General features: G+C 70.1%; 21 protein-coding genes and 1 pseudogene. 6 read left to right on the forward strand and 16 right to left on the reverse strand.

Features of this window, described 5'->3' with window-relative positions; all coding sequences use genetic code 11:
* Positions 1-4: 4 nt before the first annotated feature.
* Together RHOFW104R8_RS00195 and RHOFW104R8_RS00200 are read left to right on the forward strand one after the other, a co-directional pair.
* A complete protein-coding gene (locus RHOFW104R8_RS00195; RefSeq protein ID WP_068090531.1) occupies positions 5-3196 on the forward strand; it encodes an efflux RND transporter permease subunit in 3192 nt (1063 codons plus the stop codon).
* Positions 3197-3204: 8 nt separating this feature from the next.
* Positions 3205-4402: pseudogene (locus tag RHOFW104R8_RS00200) on the forward strand (efflux transporter outer membrane subunit).
* Between the two features lie 12 nt (positions 4403-4414).
* Here the strand turns inward: RHOFW104R8_RS00200 and gltX are convergent.
* The 3 genes from gltX to RHOFW104R8_RS00215 form a co-directional block, all read right to left on the reverse strand.
* On the reverse strand, positions 4415-5815 hold the full coding sequence (gltX, locus tag RHOFW104R8_RS00205; RefSeq protein WP_068090537.1) for a glutamate--tRNA ligase: 1401 nt from the start codon (positions 5813-5815) through the stop codon (positions 4415-4417).
* Between the two features lie 72 nt (positions 5816-5887).
* Entirely contained in the window at positions 5888-6220 is a 333-nt protein-coding gene (locus RHOFW104R8_RS00210; RefSeq protein ID WP_068090539.1) for a hypothetical protein, read from the reverse strand.
* A 41-nt stretch (positions 6221-6261) separates the two neighbouring features.
* Entirely contained in the window at positions 6262-6699 is a 438-nt protein-coding gene (locus tag RHOFW104R8_RS00215) for a DUF4399 domain-containing protein (RefSeq protein ID WP_068090543.1), read from the reverse strand.
* A 112-nt stretch (positions 6700-6811) separates the two neighbouring features.
* Between RHOFW104R8_RS00215 and RHOFW104R8_RS00220 the strand changes: the two genes are divergently transcribed.
* The gene (locus RHOFW104R8_RS00220; protein ID WP_068090544.1) at positions 6812-7972 is read left to right on the forward strand and encodes a glycosyltransferase family 1 protein; all 1161 of its coding nucleotides are present in this window, start codon (positions 6812-6814) and stop codon (positions 7970-7972) included.
* On the forward strand, positions 7941-8504 hold the full coding sequence (locus tag RHOFW104R8_RS00225; RefSeq protein WP_068090546.1) for a phosphatase PAP2 family protein: 564 nt from the start codon (positions 7941-7943) through the stop codon (positions 8502-8504). The genes RHOFW104R8_RS00220 and RHOFW104R8_RS00225 overlap by 32 nt, the downstream gene beginning before the upstream one ends.
* A gap of 426 nt (positions 8505-8930) precedes the next feature.
* Here the strand turns inward: RHOFW104R8_RS00225 and accD are convergent, their stop codons facing one another.
* The 13 genes from accD to prmB all read right to left on the reverse strand — a co-directional run bounded on the left by accD (position 8931) and on the right by prmB (position 22079).
* A complete protein-coding gene (accD, locus tag RHOFW104R8_RS00230; protein ID WP_068090548.1) occupies positions 8931-9800 on the reverse strand; it encodes an acetyl-CoA carboxylase, carboxyltransferase subunit beta in 870 nt (289 codons plus the stop codon).
* 51 nt (positions 9801-9851) lie between these two features.
* A complete protein-coding gene (gene trpA, locus RHOFW104R8_RS00235) occupies positions 9852-10652 on the reverse strand; it encodes a tryptophan synthase subunit alpha (protein ID WP_068090550.1) in 801 nt (266 codons plus the stop codon).
* Entirely contained in the window at positions 10649-11860 is a 1212-nt protein-coding gene (gene trpB, locus RHOFW104R8_RS00240) for a tryptophan synthase subunit beta (RefSeq protein WP_068090552.1), read from the reverse strand. Before trpB ends, trpA begins: the two co-directional genes overlap by 4 nt.
* Before the next feature lie 66 nt (positions 11861-11926).
* Positions 11927-12931: a cupin-like domain-containing protein gene (locus RHOFW104R8_RS00245; protein ID WP_068090556.1), complete on the reverse strand. Its 1005-nt coding sequence runs from the start codon at positions 12929-12931 to the stop codon at positions 11927-11929.
* Positions 12932-12936: 5 nt separating this feature from the next.
* Positions 12937-13560 carry a phosphoribosylanthranilate isomerase gene (locus RHOFW104R8_RS00250; protein ID WP_068090557.1) on the reverse strand — a complete coding sequence of 208 codons (624 nt, stop codon included), beginning with the start codon at positions 13558-13560 and terminating at the stop codon, positions 12937-12939.
* Positions 13557-14339 (reverse strand): tRNA pseudouridine(38-40) synthase TruA, encoded by a 783-nt coding sequence (gene truA / locus RHOFW104R8_RS00255; protein WP_068090558.1) that lies wholly within the window; start codon positions 14337-14339, stop codon positions 13557-13559. The genes RHOFW104R8_RS00250 and truA overlap by 4 nt, the downstream gene beginning before the upstream one ends.
* A gap of 104 nt (positions 14340-14443) precedes the next feature.
* Positions 14444-16831 (reverse strand): FimV/HubP family polar landmark protein, encoded by a 2388-nt coding sequence (locus RHOFW104R8_RS00260; protein ID WP_068090559.1) that lies wholly within the window; start codon positions 16829-16831, stop codon positions 14444-14446.
* Between the two features lie 171 nt (positions 16832-17002).
* Entirely contained in the window at positions 17003-17272 is a 270-nt protein-coding gene (locus tag RHOFW104R8_RS00265) for a DUF724 domain-containing protein (protein WP_235604451.1), read from the reverse strand.
* Between the two features lie 29 nt (positions 17273-17301).
* Positions 17302-18333 (reverse strand): aspartate-semialdehyde dehydrogenase, encoded by a 1032-nt coding sequence (locus RHOFW104R8_RS00270; protein ID WP_068090561.1) that lies wholly within the window; start codon positions 18331-18333, stop codon positions 17302-17304.
* Between the two features lie 35 nt (positions 18334-18368).
* Complete coding sequence (locus RHOFW104R8_RS00275; RefSeq protein ID WP_068090566.1) at positions 18369-19364, reverse strand: D-glycerate dehydrogenase; 996 nt, start codon at positions 19362-19364, stop codon at positions 18369-18371.
* A 31-nt stretch (positions 19365-19395) separates the two neighbouring features.
* The gene (aroC, locus tag RHOFW104R8_RS00280) at positions 19396-20484 is read right to left on the reverse strand and encodes a chorismate synthase (protein WP_068090568.1); all 1089 of its coding nucleotides are present in this window, start codon (positions 20482-20484) and stop codon (positions 19396-19398) included.
* A gap of 128 nt (positions 20485-20612) precedes the next feature.
* On the reverse strand, positions 20613-21149 hold the full coding sequence (locus RHOFW104R8_RS00285; RefSeq protein WP_068090570.1) for a GNAT family N-acetyltransferase: 537 nt from the start codon (positions 21147-21149) through the stop codon (positions 20613-20615).
* A gap of 3 nt (positions 21150-21152) precedes the next feature.
* The gene (gene prmB, locus RHOFW104R8_RS00290) at positions 21153-22079 is read right to left on the reverse strand and encodes a 50S ribosomal protein L3 N(5)-glutamine methyltransferase (protein WP_068090573.1); all 927 of its coding nucleotides are present in this window, start codon (positions 22077-22079) and stop codon (positions 21153-21155) included.
* A gap of 145 nt (positions 22080-22224) precedes the next feature.
* Here prmB and asd point away from each other — a divergent pair, with 145 nt between their 5' ends.
* Both asd and RHOFW104R8_RS00300 read left to right on the forward strand, forming a co-directional pair.
* Positions 22225-23064: an archaetidylserine decarboxylase gene (gene asd, locus RHOFW104R8_RS00295; protein WP_068090574.1), complete on the forward strand. Its 840-nt coding sequence runs from the start codon at positions 22225-22227 to the stop codon at positions 23062-23064.
* 144 nt (positions 23065-23208) lie between these two features.
* Positions 23209-23649 carry a hypothetical protein gene (locus RHOFW104R8_RS00300; protein WP_235604452.1) on the forward strand — a complete coding sequence of 147 codons (441 nt, stop codon included), beginning with the start codon at positions 23209-23211 and terminating at the stop codon, positions 23647-23649.
* Positions 23650-23842: the final 193 nt, after the last annotated feature.

The following is a 23842-nucleotide window of genomic DNA, read 5'->3' on the forward strand; positions in this document are numbered from 1 at the left end:
GATCGTGCTCAGAGGCATCGTCGCATTCGCGCTCAATCGCCGCTCCATCGTGCTGATGGCGCTGCTGGCGTTCCTGATCGCCGGCCTGGTGGCGTATTCGAAGCTCAACATCGAGGCCTATCCGAACCCGGCCCCGGTGATCCTGGAAATCACCGCGCAGGCACCCGGCCTGTCGGCCGAGGAAATGGAGCGCTCCTATACACGCCTGATGGAACTCGGCCTGGCGACCACGCCTGGGGTGGACACGATCCGCTCCACCTCGTTCTACGGCCTGTCCTTCGTGCGCGTCACCTTCAAGTACGGCGTCGGCTACTACCAGGCGTACACGCAGGCCGCCCTCAACCTGCAGCAGAACGTGAACCTGCCCAACGGCGTGCAGCCGCAGATCCAGGCCTCCAGCCTGGTCGGCGAGATCTACCGCTACCAGTTGGTCGGCCCGCCGCACTTCGGGTTGACCCAATTGCGCACGCTGCAGGATTGGGTGGTCAGCCACCGCCTGCTGTCGGTGCCCGGCGTGGCCCAGGTGGTCACCTGGGGCGGCACCACCAAGGCCTACGAGGTGGACGCCGACCTGCACCGGCTGCAAGGCTACGGCATCACCTTGCCCCAGCTGATCGCGGCGATCGGCAATGCCAACACCAACGTCGGCGGGCGCACGATCAACATCGGCCAGCAGTCGGTGAACATCCGCGGCATCGGCCTGATCCGCGACACCGGGGACATCGGCGACATCGTGCTGGCGCAGTCGCACGGCACGCCGGTGCTGGTGAAGGACGTCGCCCGGGTCTCGGTCGGCCACGTGCCGCGCCTGGGCCAGGCCGGCCGCGACGATCAGGACGACGTGGTGACCGGCATCGTGGTGATGAACCGCACCGAGAAGACCAGCGACGTGGTGGCCCGAGTCAAGGCCGAGGTCGACAAGCTGAACAGCGACGGCACCCTGCCCGCCGGCGTGCATCTCGCGCCGATCTACGACCGCTCCACCCTGGTCGCGGTCACCACCCGCACGGTGCTGCACAACCTGCTGTTCGGCTGCCTGCTGGTGTTCCTGATCCAGTGGACCTTCCTCGGCGACCTGCGCAGCGCGGTGATCGTCAGCGCCAACATACCGGTGGCGCTGTTCTTCAGCATCATCCTGATGGTGGCGCTGGGCGAGTCGGCCAACCTGCTCTCGGTGGGCGCGGTGGACTTCGGCATCATCGTCGACTCGGCGGTGATCCTGATCGAGAACATCTTCCGCAACTTCCAGAAGAGCGCCGACGAGCGGCAGGAACTGCTGCACGAGCACGCACAGAACGAGTTCGCCATGTACGCCCGCGGCGGCGCCGCGCACAGCTGGAAGGAGCGCCTGCGCCTGCTGTTCATCAGCGCGATCCAGGTCGACCGGGCGGTGCTGTTCTCTTCCGCGATCACGGTAGCCGCCTTCATCCCGCTGTTCACCATGCAGGGCGTGGAAGGCCAGATCTTCAACCCGATGGCGCGCACCTACGCCTACGCGCTGTCCGGCGCGCTGATCGCCACCTTCACGGTGACGCCGGTGCTGGCCTCGCTGCTGCTGCCGCGCCATGTCGCGGAAACGGAGACCTGGTTCGTGCGCGCGATCCGCCGGCTCTACTCGCCGGTGCTGTGCTGGGCGCTGCGCCGGCGCCGGCTGACCGTGCTGATCGGCCTGGGCTTCCTGCTGGTCGCCGGGCTGCTGGTCATCCGCATCGGCACCGAGTTCATGCCGACGCTGGAAGAAGGCAACCTGTGGATCCGCGCCACCATGCCCACCACCATCTCGCTGGAGGCCGGCGAGGCCCAGGCGGGCCGCATGCGGCGCCTGATCAAGGCGCATCCGGAGGTGATCACCGTGGTTTCCCAGCATGGCCGCCCGGACGACGGCAGCGATGCCTCGGGCTTCTACAACGTCGAGCTGTTCGTGCCGCTGAAGCCGCAGGACGAGTGGCCCGCCGGCGACACCAAGGAGAAGCTGGTGGATGCGCTGCAGCGCGAGTTCGAGCAGGCCTTCCCCGGGGTGCAGGTCAATTTCTCGCAGTACATCCAGGACAACATCGAAGAGGGCCTGTCCGGCGTGAAGGGCGCCAACTCGGTGAAGATCGTCGGCCCGGAACTGCCGGTGCTGGAGAAGCTGGCCGACCAGGTGATGGAGCAGATGCGCCGGGTGCGCGGCGTAGAGGACCTCGGCGTGTTCCACGTGCTCGGCCAGCCCAACCTCGACATCACCATCGACCGCGCCAAAGCGGCGCGCTACGGCCTCAACACCGGCGACATCAACAGCGTGATCCAGGCGGCGGCCGGCGGCACCCAGGCCACCACGGTGATGGAGGGCGACCGCCAGTTCCCGCTGACCGTGCGGCTGGCGCCGCAGTACCGCTCCGACGTGCAGGCGATCGGCGGCATCCAGGTCGGCTATGCCGCACCGAACGGCGCCACGGCCTACGTGCCGCTGCGCGACGTGGCGGACATCTCGCTCGACACCGGCGCCTCCTACATCTACCACGAGCGCAACGAGCGCTTCATCCCGGTGAAGTTCAGCGTGCGCGGCCGCGACCTCGGCGGCACCGTGGCCGAAGCGCAGCGGCGCATCGCCGAGCACGTCGTGCTGCCGGCCGGCTACCACCTGGCATGGGCGGGCGAGTTCGAGGACATGCAGCAGGCCAAGGCGCGCCTGGCGGTGGTGCTGCCGATCGCCGTCGGCCTGATCCTCGCCCTGCTCTACACGCTGTTCAACTCGCTGCGCGACAGCCTGCTCACGCTCGCCGCGATCCCCTTCTCGATCGGCGGCGGCCTGATCGCGCTGTACCTGACGGGGCTCAACCTGAGCGTGTCGGCCGCGATCGGCTTCATCTCGCTGTTCGGCGTGTCGGTGATGAACGGCATCCTGGTCATCACCCACTTCAACCACCTGTTGTTCGAGGGCCAGCCGCCGGCGGAGGCGATGCGCCTGGCGGCCGAACAGCGCATGCGCCCGATGCTGATGACCGCGCTCTCGGCCTGCATCGGCCTGCTGCCCGCGGCACTGTCCAGCGGCATCGGCAGCCAGGTGCAGCGCCCGCTGGCCACGGTGGTGGTGGGCGGCATGCTGCTCGGGCCGGTGATGCTGCTGGTGGTGGCGCCCGCGCTGCAGGTGCTGGTGGTGGAGTGGTCGCAGCGGCGGAGCCGGCGCCGTGCCGCGGCGGAGGCTGCGCCGTGAACGCACCCGTGATCCGTTCCGTCACCTGTTTCGCCGCCGCGGTGCTCGTCGCCGGCTGCGCGGTCGGCCCCGACTACCGGCGCCCGGCGTTGCCGGCAGCGGACGCCTACCTGCGCGGACCGTTGCCGGCGACGGTGGGCAGCCACGGCGACAACCAGCGCCTGGCACTCAGCACCGATGATGCCGGGGCATGGTGGCAGGCCTTCGGCTCGCCGCCGCTGGATGCCTTGGTGCGTCGAGTCGCTCGCCGCGCAGGCGCAGGCGCAGCGCCTGCAGCTGGAAGCCGTGCGGCAGGCGCTGGCCGCGAACGTGGTGGCGGCGGCCATCCAGGAAGCCTCGCTGCGCGCGCAGATCGAGGCGACCGAAGGCATCGTCACGGACGCCACCCGCGCGCTCGCGCTGGTGCGCCGGCAGGCGGAACTGGGTGGCGCTTCCGGCCTCGACGTGGCGGCGCAGGAAACCGCCCTGGCGCAGGCCCGGTCCAGCCTGCCCGTGCTGCAGAAGCAGGAGGAACAGAACCGCGACCTGCTCGCGGTGCTGGCCGGCGAACCGCCCGCGCAGGCGAGCGATCCGCCGTTCGCGCTGGACGGGCTGCAGCTGCCGCGCGAGGTGCCGGTGGCGCTGCCCGCCACGCTGGTCGAGCGGCGCCCGGACGTGCGCGCGGCCGAGGCCCAGGTGCATGCCGCCAGCGCCCAGGTCGGCGTGGCCGTGGCCAGCCGTTTCCCGCAGTTCTCGCTGTCCGCGCAGTACGGCGGCAGCGCCACCGCGTTCGGCCGGATGTTCGCCTCGGGCAACACGTTCTGGAGCCTGACCGGCGGCGTGGCGCAGAGCGTGCTCGACTTCGGTGCGCTGAAGCATCGCCAGCGCGCCGCCGAAGCCGCCTTGCAGCAAGCCGTGGCGCAGTACCGCGGCGCCGTGCTGGTCGCGTTCCAGAACGTCGCCGACGCGCTCTACGCGCTGGAAGCCGACGCCCGCGCGACCGAGGCCGCCACCGCCGCGGCAGCCGCGGCGCGGCGCACGCTGGAACTCACCCGCCGGCAGCAGCAGGCGGGCCAGGTGGGCGGGCTGGCCGTGCTCGCGGCGGAACAGGCCTGGCGGCAGGCGCGCATCGCCGCGGTGCAGATGCAGGCGGCGCGCTACGCCGACACCGCGGCGCTGTACCTCGCGCTCGGCGGCGACTGGTCGGATGCCACGCCGAAGCCATGATCCGCGCGGGGCTCAGCCCTGCGCGCGGGCTCGTGCGTCGTCGAGGCGCCGCAGCGCCTCGCTGCGGCCGGCCAGGTAGACGGTGTGGTCGATCGAGGGCGACACCTGGGTGCCGGTCATCGCCACCCGCAGCGGCTGGGCGATCTTGCCCATGCCCAGGCCGAGCTTGGCGGCGAGCTGCTCCACCGCCTGGTGGATCGCCTCGGGAGTCCACGCACACTCGGCCAGCAGCGCCTTCGCCTCGCCCAGCACGGCCGGTGCGCTGTCGTTCTTCAGGTGCTTGGCGACCGCCTTGTCGTCCCACTCGGTGATCGGGCCGTACCAGATCTTCGCGCGCTCGGCCATTTCCTTCAGCGTGTGCACGCGGTCGCGCAGCGCCACGATCACGTCGACCGGCTTCGGGCCATGCGCGAAGTCGATGCCGGCCCGCTGCAGGTGCCACTCGAATTCGGCGGCCAGCGACTGCGGGGCGTCGGTCTTCAGGTAGTGCTGGTTGAGCCAGGCCAGCTTCTCGGTGTCGAAGCGCGAGGCGGCCTTGTTGACGTCGGCGATGTCGAACAGCGCGATCATCTCCTCGCGCGAGAAGATTTCCTGGTCGCCGTGCGACCAGCCCAGCCGCACCAGGTAGTTGAGGATCGCGTGCGGCAGGAAGCCGTCGGCGCGGTACTCCATCACGCTGACCGAGTTGGTGCGCTTGGAGAGCTTCTTGCCTTCCTTGTCGAGGATCATCGGCAGGTGCGCGAACTCCGGCACCGGCGCGCCCAGCGCGTGGTAGATGTTGATCTGCCGCGGCGTGTTGTTGACGTGGTCGTCGCCGCGGATCACCTCGGTGATGCCCATGTCGATGTCGTCCACCACCACGGCGAAGTTGTAGGTGGGCCAGCCGTCGGAGCGGAAGATCACCAGGTCGTCCAGTTCGCTGTTGGCGATCTCGATGCGGCCCTTCACCTTGTCGTCGAACACCACCGAGCCTTCGCTCGGGTTGCGGAAACGGATCACGCGATTGGGATCTTCACGGAAAGATTCGTTGCGATCGCGGTAGTGGCCGTTGTAGCGGGGCTTCTCGCCCTTCGCCATGGCGGCCTCGCGCATCGCCTCGATCTCTTCCTTGCTCTCGTAGGCGTAGTAGGCCTTGCCCGCGGCGACCAGCCCGTCGGCGACCTGCCTGTACCGCGCCAGCCGCTGCGTCTGGTAGAACGGGCCCTCGTCGGCGTCGAGGTCGAGCCAGTGCATCGCATCGAGGATCGCCTGCACCGCCTCGTCGGTGGAGCGCTCGCGGTCGGTATCCTCGATGCGCAGGATGAACTGGCCGCCGCGCCGGCGCGCCTCCAGCCAGCAGTACAGCGCGGTGCGCGCCCCGCCGATATGCAGGAAACCGGTGGGGCTGGGGGCGAAGCGGGTGCGGACGGTCATGGGATTCTTCGGACGGACGTCAAACCGCGCATTTTAGCCGAACCCACCCGGCCCGCGGCATGGACGGGACGCTCAGTGGGCGCCCCGGCATCCCCAACTGCTGCACACGTACATGTTGGGATCGCGAAAAACAGTGCCCAGCGGCACGACCGGCCACTGCCCGCCCGACAGCGGCACGGCATGGATCGCCGCCCGGCCATCGCCCGGATCGAGCCGGGGGACGTCCTTCGCCTCCGGCGGCGCGTCCACCAGCACGTACTTGACGATGAACAGCGGCTGGTGGGGCCTGGCCGGGGTGGCGGGCGTGCCGGGCTCGGCCGCCCGCCGTTCCTGCAGCATGGGCGTCGCGGAGGCCATCGCGGCCAGCGGCATGGACAGGGCGAACGCGAGGATCGGCAGTTTCATGGCAACGCTCCGGAAGGATCCGGCGCCATCGGCGCACCGGCCTACCTGACGTGGATGGTGATCTTCCTCGACACCACGGCCGGCTCGAACGGCACGTGGTTCTCGTCGCCCAGTTCCAGCTGCAAGGTGTGCGTGCCGGGCTTCAGCTTCAGCGTGGTCTCGGTCTGGCCGCCGCCGAAGTGGAGATGGTCGTCGTCCTTCGCGATCGGCTGGCCGGCGGGCGGCAGCTCCTTCACGTCGACCAGCAGGTGGTGGTGGCCGGTATGCTCCCGAGCCACGCCCGCCGGCGCTACGCCCATGCCCTTGAGGCCGAAGCGCACGGTGACCTCCCGGCCCACGGTGGCGCCGTCGACGGGCGAGATGATGTAGACCCCGGCGCCGGCGGGGGCCGGCGTGACCGGCAAGCCGGCGGGGACATCGGCGGCGATCGCGGCACCGGCCAGTCCGGTCAGTGCCAGGGCGAGCAGGATGCGTTTCATCGTCGGGCTCCAGCGCGGGAAGCATGGCCCAGTGTAAGCGCAGCGTCATGCGCCCGCCACGCCAGCGCAACGCCGCCCCGCGAAGCTGCGCCAAGCCAGCACGGGTATCCGCATGCGCATCGGCATCGTCAGCGAAACCTATCCACCGGAAATCAACGGCGTCGCGCTGACCGTACATAGCCTCGCCGCCGGACTCGCCGCCCACGGCCACAGCATCGACCTGATCCGCCCGCGCCAGTCGCCGCCGCACCGCGACGAACCCGGCATCGCCGCGCTCGACGTGCGCGGCGGTGCGCTGCCCCGCTACCCGGGGCTGCGCTTCGGCCTGCCCGCCGGCCGCACGCTGCGCGAACACTGGTCGCGGCAACGCCCCGACGCGGTCTACGTCGCCACCGAAGGCCCGCTGGGCTGGTCGGCCGTGCGCACCGCCAGGCGGATGGGCATTCCGATCAGCAGCGGTTTCCACACCCGTTTCGACCAGTACGCCGGCCATTACGGCGTGGGCCTGCTCACGCCGCTGGTGCGCGGCTACCTGCGCCGCTTCCACATGCGCGCCGTCGCCACCCTGGTGCCGACCAACGCACTCGCACTGGAGCTGCACGCCATGGGCATTTCCAACGCACGCCTGCTGCGTCGCGCGGTGGACACGCAGCTGTTCCATCCCAGCCGGCGCGACGAGGCGCTGCGCGCGAGCTGGGGCGCCGACGCCGCCACGCCGGTGGTGCTCTACGTGGGTCGCATCGCCGCGGAAAAGAATCTGGAGCTCGCGGTGCAGGCGTTCCAGGCGGTCCAGCAGCAGGTGCCGCAGGCGCGCTACGTGTGGGTCGGCGACGGTCCCGCCCGCGCCGCGCTGCAGGAAGCCCACCCGGATTTCATCTTCGCCGGGATGCAGCGCGACGAGGCGCTGGCGCGGCACGTCGCCAGCGCCGACCTGTTCCCGTTTCCCAGCCTCAGCGAAACCTTCGGCAACGTGATCATCGAGGCACTGGCCGCCGGCCTGCCGGTGGTGGCGTACGCCGAGGGCGCGGCGCGCGAGCACCTCGTCGACGGCGTCAACGGCTGCTGCATCGCCTCGGGCGACCAGGCGGCCTTCATCGACGCCACCGTGAGGCTGGCCAGCAACCCGGCGCTGATCCGGCACATGGGCCGCGCGGCGCATGCCGGCGTGGCGGGACTCTCGCCGGAATCGGTGATCCGCGATTTCGAAAACCTGCTGCGCGAAATGGCCGAGGAGAACCTGCATGAACACGCCTCCGTCGCTGCCCACGTCTGAACTCCTGCCCGGGCCGCGTTTCGCGCTGGACCGCCGCGTCTGCGTGATCGCCAACCATTGGGGCGCCCGCCGCGTGGTGGGGGCATTCTTCGGCATGGTCAGCCGGCTCGGCGACGGCGTGTTCTGGTATGCGCTGATGGCGGCGCTGGCGGCGTTCGGCGGCCGGCACGGGCTGGTCGCGGCCGCGCACATGGCGGTCACCGGGCTCGCCGCGCTGCTGCTGTACCGCCTGCTCAAGCGCTGGACGCGCCGCCCGCGTCCGTACCGCGCCTGTCCCGGCGTGATCGCGCACGTGCCGCCGCTGGACGAGTTCAGTTTCCCGTCCGGGCATACCCTGCAGGCGGTGGGCTTCACCATCGTGGCGCTGGCCTGGTATCCGTCGCTGGCGCCGCTGCTGCTGGGCTTCACCGCGCTGGTCGCCGCGTCGCGGGTGATCCTCGGCCTGCACTACCCCAGCGACGTGCTGGCCGCCATCGTGATCGGCGGCGGCCTCGGCAGCGCCTCGATCTGGTTGATCGCGGCGCCGCTCTGAACACGCCGCTGCGCAACTTCTGCGCACGCCGTCGGCGTTGCCTTTGCGCTCAGGCAGATAGCCTACTTGTCCACAGGCTTTGCCGCGCGCGTTCCACAACCGCTGTGGAGAACTTCGCGCCGCTGCGCAAAAAAACCGCAGCGCGTGACAAGTGCCTGTCGACAAAGGCGCGCGCCGCGCTTGTCCACAGGCTTGTACAGAAGACACCCACCATCGCTGTGGAAAAAAACGCATGCCGACCGCCTGCGCAGCCGGCAGCGCTGCGCAACCCCTGCGCAACGCGTAGCAAGTGCCTGACGGAAAAGCGCCGCACGACGCTTGTCCACAGGCTTTGCCGATGCGCTTCCACAGCGTCTGTGGAAAACCCGACCGCGAAAACGGCGATGCCGCCCGCAGGCGGCATCGCATCGTCGTGGCGACCCCGGATCAGGCCGCGCGCGGCGCCTTCATCAGGATGCCGAGCAGGTCGGCCAGCTTGTCGCGCATCTCGCGGCGGTCGACGATCAGGTCGATCGCGCCGTGGTCCAGCAGGAACTCCGAACGCTGGAAGCCTTCCGGCAGGGTCTCGCGCACGGTCTGCTCGATCACGCGCGGGCCGGCGAAGCCAATCAGCGCCTTCGGTTCGCCGATGTTGATGTCGCCCAGCATCGCCAGGCTGGCGGAGACGCCGCCGGTGGTCGGGTTGGTCAGTACGCTGATGTACGGCACGCCGGCGTCGCGCAGGCGCGCCAGCGCGGCGGAGGTCTTGGCCATCTGCATCAGCGAGAACAGCGCTTCCTGCATGCGCGCGCCGCCGGTGGCGGAGAAGCACACCAGCGCGCTCCGGTCGGCCAGCGCACGCTCGGCGGCGCGCGCGAACTTCTCGCCGACCACCGAACCCATCGAACCGCCCATGTAGGCGAACTCGAACGCCGTCGCCACCAGCGGGCGGCCCTTGAGCCGGCCGCTCATCGCGACCATCGCGTCCTTCTCGCCGATCTTCTTCTGGGTCGCGACGATGCGGTCGCGGTACTTCTTGGAGTCGCGGAACTTCAGCGGATCGGTCGGCTCCAGGCCGGCCCACAGTTCCTGCGCCGAACCTTCGTCGAGCAGCGCATCGAGCCGCGCACGCGCGCTGATGTAGTGGTGATGGCCGCACTTGGGGCAGACCATCAGGTTGCGCTCGAGCTCCGGCTTGTACAGCACCGTGCCGCAGCCGCTGCACTTCTCCCACACGCCCTCGGGCACCGAGCCCTTGCCGCCGTTCGAGGCCTGCGGGCGGGTGCGCGGGTTCATGATTTTCTGCAGCCAATTCATTGCATCACCCTGACTGTTCGTGAGCGCGCCGCCATCCGGCGGTGCGTGCTCTCAATGTGCATCCAGCGCGGCGCGGATCGGCGCCAGGAACGCCTGCGTGCGTCGGACGATTTCCTCGGCATCCGTCGCCCCGGCCAGCCGATCCACCAACGCGCTGCCGATCACCACCGCGTCGGCGAAGCCGGCGATCGCCTGCGCGCTCGCCGCATCGCGGATGCCGAAGCCCACCGCCACCGGCGCCTTCGCCCGGGTGCGGATATCCGCCACGCGCGCAGCGATGTCGCCGGTGCTCAAGTGTGCCGCACCGGTGATGCCGGCGAACGAGACATAGTACAGGAAACCCTCGGCCGAACCGCACAGCTGCGCCATACGCGAGGGTTCGGTGGTGGGCGCGGCGAGCAGGATCTGCTGCAGTCCGGCGTCGCGCAGCGGCTGCAGCACGGCGGACTCCTCCAGCGGGCAATCGACCAGCAGCAGGCCGTCGACGCCGGCCTGCACGGCCTCCTGCGCAAAGCGCGCGTAGCCGTGGATCTCGACCGGATTCAAGTAGCCCATCAGCACGATCGGCGTGTCCGCATCGCGCCGGCGGAACGCGGCGACCCAGCCCAGCACGTCGGCCAGGCCCACGCCCTTGGCAATCGCCCGCTCGCTGGCGTGCTGGATCACCGGGCCGTCGGCCATCGGGTCGGAGAACGGCACGCCCAGTTCGATGAGGTCGGCGCCGGCGTCCACCAGCGCGTGCATCAGCGCCACCATGTGCTGCGGCGACGGATCGCCGGCGGTGACGAACGGGATCAGGCCGGTGCGGCCGGCGGCTTTCAGCGCGGCGAAGCGACGGTCGATGCGGCTCATACCTCGACTCCTTCGCGCGCGGCGATCGTGTGCACGTCCTTGTCGCCGCGGCCGGACAGGTTGCACAGCACGATGCCGTCCTTCGGCATGCCACGCGCCAGCTTGATCGCCTGCGCCACCGCGTGGCTGGATTCCAGCGCGGCCAGGATGCCTTCGGTGCGCGCCAGCAGGTGGAACGCCTCCAGCGCCTCGTCGTCGGTGACGCCGACATAATCGGCGCGGCCGGTGTCCTTCAGGAACGCGTGCTCGGGGCCGACGCCGGGATAGTCGAGGCCGGCCGAGACCGAGTGCGTCTCGGTGATCTGGCCGTTGTCGTCGCACAGCACGTAGGTGCGGTTGCCGTGCAGAACGCCGGGGCGGCCCGCGGCCAGCGAGGCGGCATGATGTCCCGTCGCGATGCCCTCGCCCGCCGCCTCGGCGCCGACGATGCGCACGCCTTCGTCGTTGAGGAACGCATGGAACAGGCCGATCGCGTTGGAGCCGCCGCCCACGCAGGCGGTCAGCACGTCGGGCAGACGGCCGTACTGCTCCAGCATCTGCGCGCGCGCCTCGCGGCCCACGATCGCATTGAAATCACGCACCATCATGGGATACGGATGCGGGCCGGCCACCGTGCCGATGATGTAGAAGGTGTCGGCGACGTTGGTGACCCAGTCGCGCATCGCTTCGTTCAGCGCGTCCTTCAGCGTCTTTGAGCCGGAGGTCACCGGCACCACCTCGGCGCCGAGCAGCTTCATGCGGTAGACGTTGATCTTCTGCCGCTCGATGTCGACCGCGCCCATGTAGACCACGCACTTCAGGCCCAGCCGCGCGGCCACCGTGGCGCTGGCCACGCCGTGCTGGCCGGCGCCGGTCTCAGCGATGATGCGGGTCTTGCCCATGTTGCGCGCGACCAGCGCCTGGCCCACGGTGTTGTTGATCTTGTGCGCGCCGGTGTGGTTCAGGTCCTCGCGCTTGAGCAGGATACGCGCGCCGCCGACATGCTGCGACAGCCGTTCGGCGTGATAGATCGGACTCGGTCGGCCGACGTAGTGCTTGAGGTCGCGGTCGAGTTCGGCGATGAACGCCGGATCGTCGCGCAGGCGCAGGTACGCCTCGGTCAATTCCGCCAGCGGCGCCATCAGGGTCTCGGCAACGTAGCTGCCGCCGTAGTTGCCGAAACGGCCGTGCGCGTCGGGGTAAGCGTTGTAATCCACGATCTTGCTCATGTCCTCACTCGGTAGCATGCCGCACTGCGGCAAGCGATCATCTTAGCGGCAAGCCCGCCTGATGGGTCACAGGTAACGCCGGATGGTTTCCCTCAGCCCGGCCAGCTGCTCGGACGTCAGCGGGCCGAGTATCCCGCGCCGGTCGGCGGGGATATGCGCGGCGGGATCCTCGTCGTCGAATACGTAGTAGTCCAGCAACGTCTTCCACGCGGCCCGCTCCGCGGGCGGCAGCGAGAGGAAGGTGAGGATGCAATGCATCAGGCAGCCCAGCGCCGTGTCCGGTGCGTAGCCGCCGGCAGGCACGGGTTTCCACCAGTAGTTCACCAGCGCGTTGATGCGCTCCAGCGACTCGACGTGGTGCCACCACATCGGCGGGATGTAAATCGCGTCGCCGGGGTGCAAATCAGCCACCTGTGCCTCGGCCAGGGCCAGCTTCAGCCGAGGGAAGCGCGGATCGTCGGGGCGGTCAAGCCGGGCGATGCCGATCGCCGCGCCGGTGGGCGCGAAATCCAGTGGCCCGACGTACAGGTTGCGCGCCTGTTCCGGCGCGAACAGGGTGAAGCGCCTGGCGCCGCATACCACGCAGGCGACGTTGTGGTACTCGTCGAAATGCGCCGGCGTGGTGACCCGGTTGCCGATCCAGATGCGCGGCTGGATGCTGCGGTCGAGGAAGGGCAGCGCGTGACCGTCCAGCAACCCCGGCAGGCAGGCGGAGATCAGCGCGCTCTGCATCGCCAGGCCCGGCGCATCCGGCTGGCGGCTGTACTGCGCCAGCCGCTGCAGGCCCTGGCTGATCGAGACGCGGTGATGCGTGTAGTTGAAGCCGTCGAACGCCGCGTTGTAGCCGATCACCCCGTCCCCGCCCGGCGGCATCAGCAGCGCGTCGACCTCGCTGCCGTTGTCCAGCCGCGCCAGCTCCCGGGCGAATGCGGTGTCCGACTGCCGCGCCCACGCCACCATCGGCCAGTCGCGGCACAGGCCGCGGATGACCAGCGGTCGGCCGCGACCGACCAGGTCGGCGAGTGCGAGGGGGTGGCCGGTATCCTGATGTTCCTCGATCGCGATGGGCATGCCGCTTACGCCGCGTCCGCCGCGCGCACCGCACGGATGAAAGCTCCCAGCCGGGCCGGATCCTTGATTCCTGGCGCCGACTCCACCCCGCTGGCCACGTCCACCGCCCACGGACGCGCCGCGCGCACGGCGTCGCCCACGTTACCGGCGTGCAGGCCGCCGGCGAGGATCAACGGCTGCGCCAGCCCGCGCGGCAGCAGTGACCAGTCGAAGGTCCTGCCGCTGCCGCCGGCCTCGCCCGTCACATGGCCGTCCAGCAGCAGGCTGGCAGCCCGCGGGTACTCCCGCAGCCGCGACAGCGCCGCCGCGCCCCCGCCCATCGCGATGGCCTTCAGGAACGGACGGCCGAACTGCGCGCACCAGTCGTCGCTCTCGTTGCCGTGGAACTGCAGCAAGGTGGGCCGTACTTCATCGAGCACCTGTTGCACCAGGCTCGCCTCGTCGTCCATGAACAAGGCGACGGTGGCCACGAACGGCGGCAATGCCGCCACGATCTCGCGCGCCCGCGCCAGCGTTACCTGCCGTCTGCTGCGTGCGGTGAACACCAGCCCGATCGCATCGGCGCCGAGCTGCGCGGCGAGCAGCGCGTCCCCGGTCCGGGTCATGCCGCAGCACTTGATGCGGGTCATTGGCCGGCTCCCGCCAGGCAGACTTCCGCCGGCAAGCCCCAATGCACCTCGTAGCGCGGCCCGACGAAGGTCAGCCCGGAAGCCGGCGCGGTCGGCCCGGCCACCTGACGGTCGCGGCCGGCCAGCAGTTCGGCCATCCATTCGACCGGCTGCTCGCCGCGGCCGATCAGCAGCAGCGAGCCGACGATGTTGCGCACCATGTGGTGCAGGAACGCATTCGCCTCGATGTCGACGAACAACTGCCCGTCGTCGCGCCGCACGCCCACCGCCAGCACGCTGCGGCGCGGGTGCGCGGCCTGGCAGGACAAGGCGCGGAACGCGCTGAAATCGTGTTCGCCCAGCAGCGCCTGCGCCGCCGCATGCATGCGCGCGGCATCCAGCGGCAGGCGCTCCCAGGTGACGTAGCGCGCGTCCAGCGCCGCGCGCACCGGCCGGTTGAGGATGTGGTAGCGATAGCGCCGGCTGCGCGCCGCGTAGCGCGCGTGGAAACTGTCCGGCACCGGCTGCGCCCACAGCACCGCCACGCTGGGGGGGAGGTTGGAGCAGCCGCCGAGTACCCAGCCGCGCATGTCGCGGCGGGCCTCGGTGTCGAAATGCACCACCTGGCAGCGACCATGCACGCCGGCGTCGGTGCGCCCCGCGCAACTGACCTCGACCGGATGGTCGGCGACCTTCGACAACGCCTGCTCCAGCGCTCCCTGCACGCTGGCCTCGTCCTTCAGGCGCTGCCAGCCGCTGAAGTCGGTGCCGTCGTATTCGATGCCGAGAGCGATGCGCATGGGGTCGTGCGGGATTCCACGTGAAAACGGAAAGATTAGCAGGCCGCAACGGCATCGGGCCGGCATGAGCCGGCCCGATGCGCGGGACTGATGGCCCCGTCGGCTCAGTGCATGCCGTCGAGCAGGCGCTTGGCGACGTCCCTCTGCATCTGGCTGCCTTCCTTGACCACCTCGTCCAGCATGGCGCGCGCGCCTTCGGCATCGCCCATGTCGATGTAGGCGCGGGCCAGGTCCAGCTTGGTATCCACCGGGTCGTCGCTGAACTCGCTCAGATCGTGGCCCGGCACATTGGCCAGGTGCGCATCGTCCGCGTCGTCGAAATGCCAGCTCGAGGCCGTTGCGGCCGGCGCCGATGCGGGCGCAGGCGCGGGTGCCGGTGCCGGCTCCCTGGCCAGCGGGGCCACCATCGTGGCATCGTCCGCACCGGGTCGTGCCGGCGTTTCGGTCGCCGCCCGGGTCAGGTCGAAGTTGAAGTTGTACTCGCTGACCTTCTTCGGGCCGCCCGGCGGCAGCGGTGGCATCGACGACGCCACCGTGGACGCGTCGCCTTCGTGGGCGTAGTCGTCGATGTCGAATTCGCCGATGGCATGGGCATCCTTGTGGGCGGGCGGCGCGGCGTGGTGATCGAACAGCGGATGGCCCGGCACCAGGTCCTCGCCCATGTGCAGCACGTCCTGCCACTCGTCCTGCTGCGGGTCGGTGATGTGGGCGTACATCGCCTCGGCAGCCGCCTCGAAGTGCTCGACGTCGCGGCGCGAGTAATACAGGGTGACCAGTTCCAGGTGCAGGCCGATGTCGTCCGGATGCTCGGCCAGCTGGTCCAGCAATTCCTCCTGGTCGACGTCGTCACCCGGGAGGTACTCCGCATCGCCGCCCGGCGCCGAGCCGAAGCGATCGGCCAGCGACGCCGCGGATTTCGACGTGGCAGCTGCTTCGGCCGGCTTCCGCCGGCGGCGTCCCAGCAGGGCCAGCAGGGCCAGCAGCAGCACCGCAGCGGCGCCGGCAGCCTGCGCCCAGGCCTGCATGTACCACGGCTCCTCGACAACCGGCGCATGGGGCTGCTGCCGGGCAGCCGGCTTCTCCACCGGCTTGGCCGGCGCCGGCGTGGCGAGCGGCGTGGTCACCACGGATGACGTCGTGGCCGGCGATGTGGCGTGTGGCGCCGAACCGGCAGCGGCCGGCACCACGGCGGTGTGCGTACCGGTCGCCGTGCCGGCGGTGGCGATAGCGGTTTCCAGCGTGGCAGCCGATGGCGGTGCGGCGGTCTTCGCCGCGGCGACGGCCGGCGCGGGGACCGCGGCGGCCGGCGTGCCGGCGGACTTGCGCGCGGCGGCCAGCTTGGCCTGCAGTTCGGCAATCTCGCTGTCCTTCAGCGACAGCAGGTGCTCGTTCTTGCTGTTGATGTCCCCCAGGTCCTTCAGGCGCGCCTTCAGCTCGGCGCTCTGCTGCTGCAGGCTGGCCAGGCTCTCCTTGGTGCGCAGCAGTTCCTGGTGCAGGCCGTTGCCGGCCGCGCCGCCGCCCTGCGTGCCGGCACCGCTGCCGGCCTTGGCGGGCACCAGGGTCAGCCGGTCACCGGTGTCGGGCGTGCCGGCGGGGGCGCCGGTATCGGATGCGCGGGTGGCAGCATTGGCCACGACCGCCGGCTTGCCCGGCGTGCCGGCGCGCCAGTCGCCGTTCTGCCGGCGCACCTCGGCGGCGGCGGCGGCGATCGTCATGGCCTGCGCCTCGGCCGAGGTCGGCACGCGCAGCACCACGCCGCTCTTCAGCGCATTGATGTTGCTGCGGTAGAACGCGTTCGGGTTGGCCTGCTGCAGCGCCAGCATCATCTGCTGCACGTCGACGCCGGCCGGGGTCACGTTGCGCGCGATGCCGGACAGCGTCTGGCCGCGCTCGACCGGACCGACCTGGCCATTGCCGGCGGCCGATGCCGCCGGGGCGGCCGCCGCGGGCGCCGGCTTGGGCCTGGACACGGGTTTGGCTGGTGCGGCGGCGACCGGCGCCGCCGGCGCAGTGGCCTTGCCGGGCGCCTTGGCTGCCGCCGGACGACTTGCCGCGGGCGGCACCGGTGCGGGTACGGCGGCAACCGTTGCCGCCGGGGCGTTCGGCGGATCGAGCAAGACGGCGTATTCGCGCACGCTCTTGCCAGCCTTGCCGCTCACCTCGATCAGCAGGTCGAGGAAGGGATCGTCCACCGGCGCGCTGCTGGTGATGCGGATGACCGGGGAACCGCCGCTGGTATGGGTCACGCTGAAGCTCAGCGGGATCGAGGTGCGCCCGCCGGCGACGCCGGCGCGTGCGAATTCCTCGCTGGAGGCCAGCTGAACCGTGAGGTTCTGCAGCTCCGCCGGATTGGCGGGATGCAGCGGAATCTCCGCCAGCAGCGGCTGGCCCAACGCCGACTTGACCTGGATCTGGCCAAGATCCAATGCCATGACCTGGCTACTCCCCAGTGCCAGGGCCATCAGCATCGACAATTTCAACGAACGGTTCATGCGTGTTCCCCCGAACAAATCCTTGGCGCAGCTCTCAATCCGGCGTCGCCGCCACGGTGGTGACGGCAGCAAATGAGGTGCCACTTTAAGTTACATGTAGGCCAATCAACAATAGCTGCGGCGAATACTTGCAGTGCATTGCTAGGGTGCGTTCTCACCCGGATGCCGCCTTCAGCGCTGCCCGGCGGCCTGGCCGGCCTGCAGTTCCTGCAGTTGCCTGCGCAGTTCGGCGATCTTCTGGTCCTGCTGCTGCAGCCGCTCGCCGGCTTGCCGGTTGTCCGATTCCTGCTTGTGGAGATCCCGCTTGAGGCGCTCCACTTCGGACTGGCTGCGGGTCAGCCGCTTGCTGTCGGCCGCGCGCGGCGACGCGGCACCGGCCGAACCGGACGGCGGTACCGCCTGACCGCCGGCCCAGGCCGCCGACGTGAAAACGAACCCCATGGCAATTGCGAATCGCGCCACACGCATCTTCAGAGATAGTCCTCGATCAGCAATTCGGCGATCTGCACCGCGTTCAGCGCCGCGCCCTTGCGGATGTTGTCCGAGACGATCCACATGTCCAGCCCGCGCTCGTGCGAGATGTCCTCGCGGATGCGCCCCACGTACACCGGGTCGTTGCCGGCCGCCTCGCCCACCGGGGTCGGATAGCCGCCCGGCTTGCGCTCGTCCACCAGCACCACGCCCGGCGCCTGGCGCAGCAGCTCGCGGGCCTGCTCGGCGGTGATCTTGTCGCTGGTCTCGATGTGCACTGCCTCGGAATGGCCATAGAACACCGGCACGCGCACGGCGGTCGGATTCACCTGGATCGACTCGTCCTCCAGGATCTTGCGGGTTTCCCACACCAGCTTCATCTCTTCCTTGGTGTAGCCGTTCGGCTGGAAATCGTCGATCTGCGGGATGACATTGAACGCGATCTGGGCCGGGAATTTCTTGCCCGGCTCCACGCTTTGGAAGTTCAGCAGGGCCGCGGTTTCCCGCCCCAGCTCCTCCATCCCGCTGCGGCCGGCGCCGGAAACCGACTGGTAGGTGGCCACGTTGATCCGCTCGATCTGCACCGCGCGGTGGATCGGCGCCAGCGCCACCAGCATCTGCATGGTCGAGCAGTTCGGGTTGGCGATGATGCCGCGCGTGGTGTGCTGCGCGATCGCGTGGGGGTTCACCTCGCTGATCACCAGCGGGATGTCGTCCTGGTAGCGGAACTCGGAGGTGTTGTCGATCACCACCGCGCCGGCTGCGGCCGCCCGCGGCGCGTGCACGCGGCTGACCGAGCCGCCGGCCGAGAAGAAGGCGATGTCGACGCCGGCGAAATCGTAGGTGTCCAGCAACTGCACGGTGATGTCCTTGCCGGCGAAGCTGACCTTGCTGCCGGCGGAACGCTCGCTGGCCAGCGGCACCAGCTCGCTGACCGGGAACTCGCGCTCGGCGAGGATCGCCAGCAGGGTCTCGCCGACCGCGCCGGTGGCGCCGACCATGGCGACCTTGTAACTGCTCTTCTGACTCATGGGGATTGTCTGCTCAGGTGTGGAGGGTGTGCCGGTCACTTGCCCAGCACGGAGGGATTGAGGATGGTCGGCGGCCGCCCGGCGTGCGGGCCATGGCCGAACATGGCCAGCACATTGTCCACGGCCAGGGCGGTCATGGCACGGCGCGTTTCGGTGCTGGCGCTGGCGATATGCGGGCTGAGCACGACGTTGTCCAGTTCGAGCAGGCCCGGATACAGCGCCGGCTCGCCCTCGAACACGTCCAGTGCGGCGCCGGCCAGCCGCCGCTCGCGCAGGGCCGCGGCCAGCGCCTTGTCGTCCACGATGCCGCCGCGGGCCACATTGACCAGCATGGCGGTGGGCTTCATCGCGGCCAGCTCGGCGGCGCCGATGGCGTGCCGGGTCTGCGCCGCCAGCGGCAGCACCAGCATCAGGAAATCGGATTCGCGCAGCAGTTGCGCCTTGTCGACGAAGCGCGCACGACAGGCGCGCTCGGTTTCCGCCGGCAATGGCGAACGGTTGTGGTACAGCACCGGCATGTCGAAGCCCGCGGCGCGACGGGCGATGGCCTGGCCGATCCGGCCCATGCCGAGGATGCCCAGGGTACGCCCGCGCACGTCGCTGCCCAGCCACTGCGTGAAGCCGTTGGCCTGCCAGTGCCCCGCGCGCAGCCAGCGCTCGGCCGCGGTCATCCTGCGCGCCGCGCCCAGCAGCAGGGCCCAGGCGTAGTCGGCCACGCTCTCGTTGAGCACGTCGGCGGTGTTGGAGGCGGCGATGCCGGCTCCGCTCAGCGCATCCAGGTCGAGGTTGTCGTAGCCGACGCCGAGGTTGGCGACGATGCGCAGCCGGGTCGCCCGGGCGATCTCCGCCGCGCCGACGCAGTCCTTCAGGCCCACGATCGCGGCATCCTGCCCGGCCAGTTTCGCCGCCAGTTCGGCCGGGCTGAACTTGCGCTCCTCCGCTTCGGCGGTCACCTCGAAATGCGGTTCGAGCCGGGCGATGACTCCCGGAAAGGTGGGTCGCGAGATCCAGACACTCGGCTTGTCGCTCATCGTTGCGGCTCCGGCTGCAGCAGTCGATCCATCAGGGGATGCGCGGCGCCACCGCGCCCACGTCGCCGCACTGGGCGCGGTTGCGCAGCGCGTGGTCGATCAGCACCAGCGCCATCATCGCCTCGGCGATCGGGGTGGCGCGGATGCCGACGCAGGGATCGTGGCGGCCCTTGGTCACCACCTGCACCGCTTCGCCGGCCAGGTTCACGCTGTGGCCGGGGATCAGGATGCTGGACGTGGGCTTCAGCGCGATCGAGGCGACCACCGCCTGGCCCGTGCTGATGCCGCCGAGGATGCCACCGGCGTGATTGGACGTAAAGCCGTCCAAATACATTTCGTCGCGATGCTCGCTGCCGCGTTGCGCCACCGCGGCGAAGCCGTCGCCGATCTCGACGCCCTTGACCGCGTTGATCGACATCAGCGCGCTGGCCAGGTCGCCGTCGAGCTTGCCGTAGATCGGCTCGCCCCAGCCCGGCGGCACGCCGTCGGCGACCACGTTGACGCGCGCACCGACCGAATCGCCGGACTTGCGCAGCGCGTTGATGTAGTCCTCCAGCGCCGGCACCTGGGCCGCGTCGGGCCAGAAGAACGGGTTCTGCTCCACCGCGCCCCAGTCGAACGCATCCGGCACGACGCCGCCGATCTGCGCCAGGTAGCCGCGCACGCGCACGCCGTGATGCTCGGCCAGCCACTTCTTGGCGACCACCGCGGCGGCCACGCGCATGGTGGTCTCGCGCGCCGAGGAGCGCCCGCCGCCGCGCGGGTCGCGGATGCCGTACTTCTGCCAATAGGTGTAGTCGGCGTGGCCGGGACGGAAGGTCGATACGATGTCGCCGTAGTCCTTGCTGCGCTGGTCGGTATTGCGGATCAGCAGCGCGATCGGTGTGCCGGTGGTCCTGCCCTGGTAGACGCCGGAGAGGATCTCCACTTCGTCCGCCTCGTGCCGCTGCGAGGTGTAGCGGCTGCGGCCGGTGGCGCGGCGGTCGAGGTCGTCGCGGAATTCCTCCGCGCCTAGCGCCAGCCCCGGCGGGCAGCCGTCGATCACGCAGCCGATCGCCGGCCCGTGGCTTTCGCCGAAGGTGGTGACGGTGAACAGTTTGCCGAAGGAATTGCTGGACATGGGACATCCGGGACTAAAGATCGAAGCATACCGGCAGTGACCTCCGGTAGGAGCCCGCTGGCGGGCGATGCTCGTGTCTTGATGCCCGGTGGAGATTCAGAACAAAAGCATCGCCCGCCAGCGGGCTCCTACGGTGGAGGCGCCGGCCACTCGCGGGCCAACAGGGCGAAGATCACGTCGTCGACCCATTCGCCGCGCAACCACAGGCTCTCGCGGTGGTGGGCCTCCTGGCGCATGCCCAGCGCGCGCAGCAGCGCCACGCAGGCCAGGTTGCGCGGGTCGGCCGAGGCCTGGACACGGTGCCGGCCCCACGCGCCGAACGCCTGCTCGAACAGCGCACGCACCACCTCGCCGGCGTAGCCGCGGCCCTGCCCGGCCGGCGCGATGCTGATGCCGAACTCGACCGATGCCCTGGCATCCTCCGGCAGGTTCACGCCGAGGTCGCCGATCAGCCGGCCGTCCTCGCGCAGGCGGATCGCGCGCTGGAACCAGCCGTGCGCGGGTGCCGGCGGCTGCGCGGCGATGAACCCGCGCGCTGCGGCAATATCGGCCGGGCGCCAGCCCTGGTAGCGGGCCACCGCGGGGTCGCCACGACAGGCGAACAGCGCCGCGGCATCGTCAGGACGCAATGCGTCGATCCGCAATCGCGCCGTGACCAGCTCCATCGCTCAGCCCGGGCGACGCGCGGCAGCCGCCGCGCGGATCGCCGCCGCGTGCTCCACCAGGTCGCGCCGCTCCAGCGCGAACACGCCCATCGGGCCGACCTTGAACTCGACCCACACGAACGGCACTTCCGGCAGCAGCGCGGCCAGCGCGTGCTCGCTCTCGCCCACCTCGACGATCAGCAGGCCGTCGCCGGTGAGATGGCCGGCCGCCTCGTCCAGCATGCGCAGGCACAGGTCCAGGCCGTCGGCGCCGGAGGTGAGGCCCAGCTTCGGCTCGTGCGCGTACTCGCCGGGCAGCGCGGCGTACTCGTCCTCGGTGACGTAGGGCGGATTGGAGACGATCAGGTCGTACTTGCGCCCGGCCACGCCCGCGAACAGGTCGGAGCGAATCGCCTCGACGCGGCCCTCGACGTGCTGGAAGGCGATGTTCTCGCGCGCCAGCGACAGCGCCTCGTCGCTGACGTCGACGATGTCCACGCGCCATTCGGGGTTGTACTCGGCCATCGCGATGCCGATGCAGCCCGAGCCGGTGCACATGTCCAGCGCGCGCTCGACGTGGCGCTCGTCCAGCCAGGGCGCGAAGCCCGACTCGATCAGCTCGGCGATCGGCGAGCGCGGCACCAGCGCGCGGCGGTCGCTCTTGAACTTCAACCCCGCGAACCAGGTCTCGCCGACCAGGTAGGCCACCGGCAGGCGCTCGCTAACTCGGCGCTCGATCAGCGCCAGCACGTTCTCGCGCTCGGCCGCAGTGAGCCGGCCGGCGCCGTACGCCGGCGGGATGTCCGGCGGCAGGTGCAGGCTGGCCAGCACCAGGTGGGTGGCCTCGTCGATCGGGTTGTCGTGGCTGTGGCCGAAGGTGAGCCCGGCCGCCGAGAAGCGGCTGGCGCCGTATCGGATGAAGTCGACGATGGTGGCGAGCTCGGCGGTCACGGCAACACCCGAAGCGGAAAGGCCGGCAAGTATAGCCAGAGAGGAGTGAGGGAAGAGGAGAGAGGAGTGAGAGGGAGCGGCCTGCCGACAGCTCGTGCTTTTCTCTCACTCCTCTTCTCTCACCCCCAGCTCCTATACTGGGCGGATGACTTTCAACGTATTCCTGCAGTACATCCTGCCGCACCGCGCCCTGTCGCGGGTGGTCTACTGGGCCACGCGCTGGACCTTCGCGCCGTGGAAGAACTGGCTGATCGCCACTGTCGTGCGCAACTACGACGTGGACATGGCCGAGGCGGCGCAGCCCGATCCGCTGGCCTACCAGCATTTCAACGCGTTCTTCACGCGCAAGCTCAAAGCCGGCGCGCGCCAGGCCGACGCCGACCCGGCCGCCCTACTCTCGCCGGCCGATGGCCGCATCAGCCAGGCGGGCACGATCGTCGACGGACGCATCTTCCAGGCGAAAGGGCAGGAATACACCGCCGCCGAACTGCTCGGCGGCGACGAGGCCGCCGCCGCGCCGTACCGCGACGGGCGTTTCGTCACCGTCTACCTGTCGCCGCGCGACTACCACCGCGTGCATATGCCGCTGAAAGGCACGCTGAAGGAAACCGTGCACGTGCCCGGGCGCATCTTCAGCGTGGCGCCGTTCGCGGTCGAGGCGATCCCGCGGCTGTTCGCGCGCAACGAGCGGCTGGTCTGCCACTTCGAGGGCGAGCACGGCCCGTTCGCGGTGGTGATGGTGGGCGCGGTCCTGGTCTCCTCAGTGGCCACCGTGTGGGACGGCCTGGTGATCCCGCCGTACGCGCCGTCGATCCGGCGCAAGTCGTTCGCCGGCCAGCACATCACGCTGGAACGCTTCGCCGAGATGGCGCGCTTCAACATGGGCTCGACCGTGATCCTGCTGCTGCCCGAGGGCGCGGCCGGGCTGGACGCCCTGCAGCCGCAGCAGGCCGTGCGGGTGGGCCAGCGGCTTGGCCGCGGTTGAGCAGCCACGCCCTGCACGCCCGGCAAGCTGACGCAGCGGGTCATTTTGTGACGCCCTAGGCGCTATTCCGCCGATCGCTTCGCTAGGCTCTGGGCTTCGCCGCGCGTCTTGCGCGCCGCCGAATTCCAGCGCCGAGGGGATCCCATGCAACTATTCACGCCGTTCCTTGTGATGCTGCGCGCGCGCCAGCTCGGCCGCCAGTTCCGCGACATCGAGCGCAACGTGCGCGCCCTGCCCCGGCGCACCCGCGAGCGCCTGGGCGAACTCACCCTGCGCGAGATCGGGCAGGCTTCGCGCAGCGATTTCCCGCACCTGTACGGCACCGCGCCGGAAGCACGCTATTTCCCCTGGGGCCAGGGCACCGAGGCGGGTTACGACCGCGCCCGCTCGAGCAACCCGGAAGTGGCGCTGCGCGGCATCGCGCTGTGGTTGGCCGTGGCCTACCACGAGACCAAGAATTCCCCGTACCCCAGCCTGCAGCCGCAACACCGCCAGCTGATGCAGTTGCTGCGCGAGCTGAAGGAAGCGCACGGCGGCAAGAACACCGCCAACCGCAGCTGGGTGCAGCAGACCGCCGTCGCCTGACGCCCGCCGAATGCCCGGCCGTCCGCTCAGCGGCAGACCGGCAGCTTCAGCGTCTGGCCGATGCCGAGACGGTGGTGCCTGAGGTCGTTCATCTCGGTCACCTCCTGTACGCTCGAACAGTGCAGCTTGCGCACGATGCTGATCAGCGTGTCGCCGTGGCGCACCTTGTAGTGGCGGGGTTTCCTCCCCCCCC

This window comes from Rhodanobacter sp. FW104-R8 (assembly GCF_001617365.1).
Taxonomy (GTDB): domain Bacteria; phylum Pseudomonadota; class Gammaproteobacteria; order Xanthomonadales; family Rhodanobacteraceae; genus Rhodanobacter.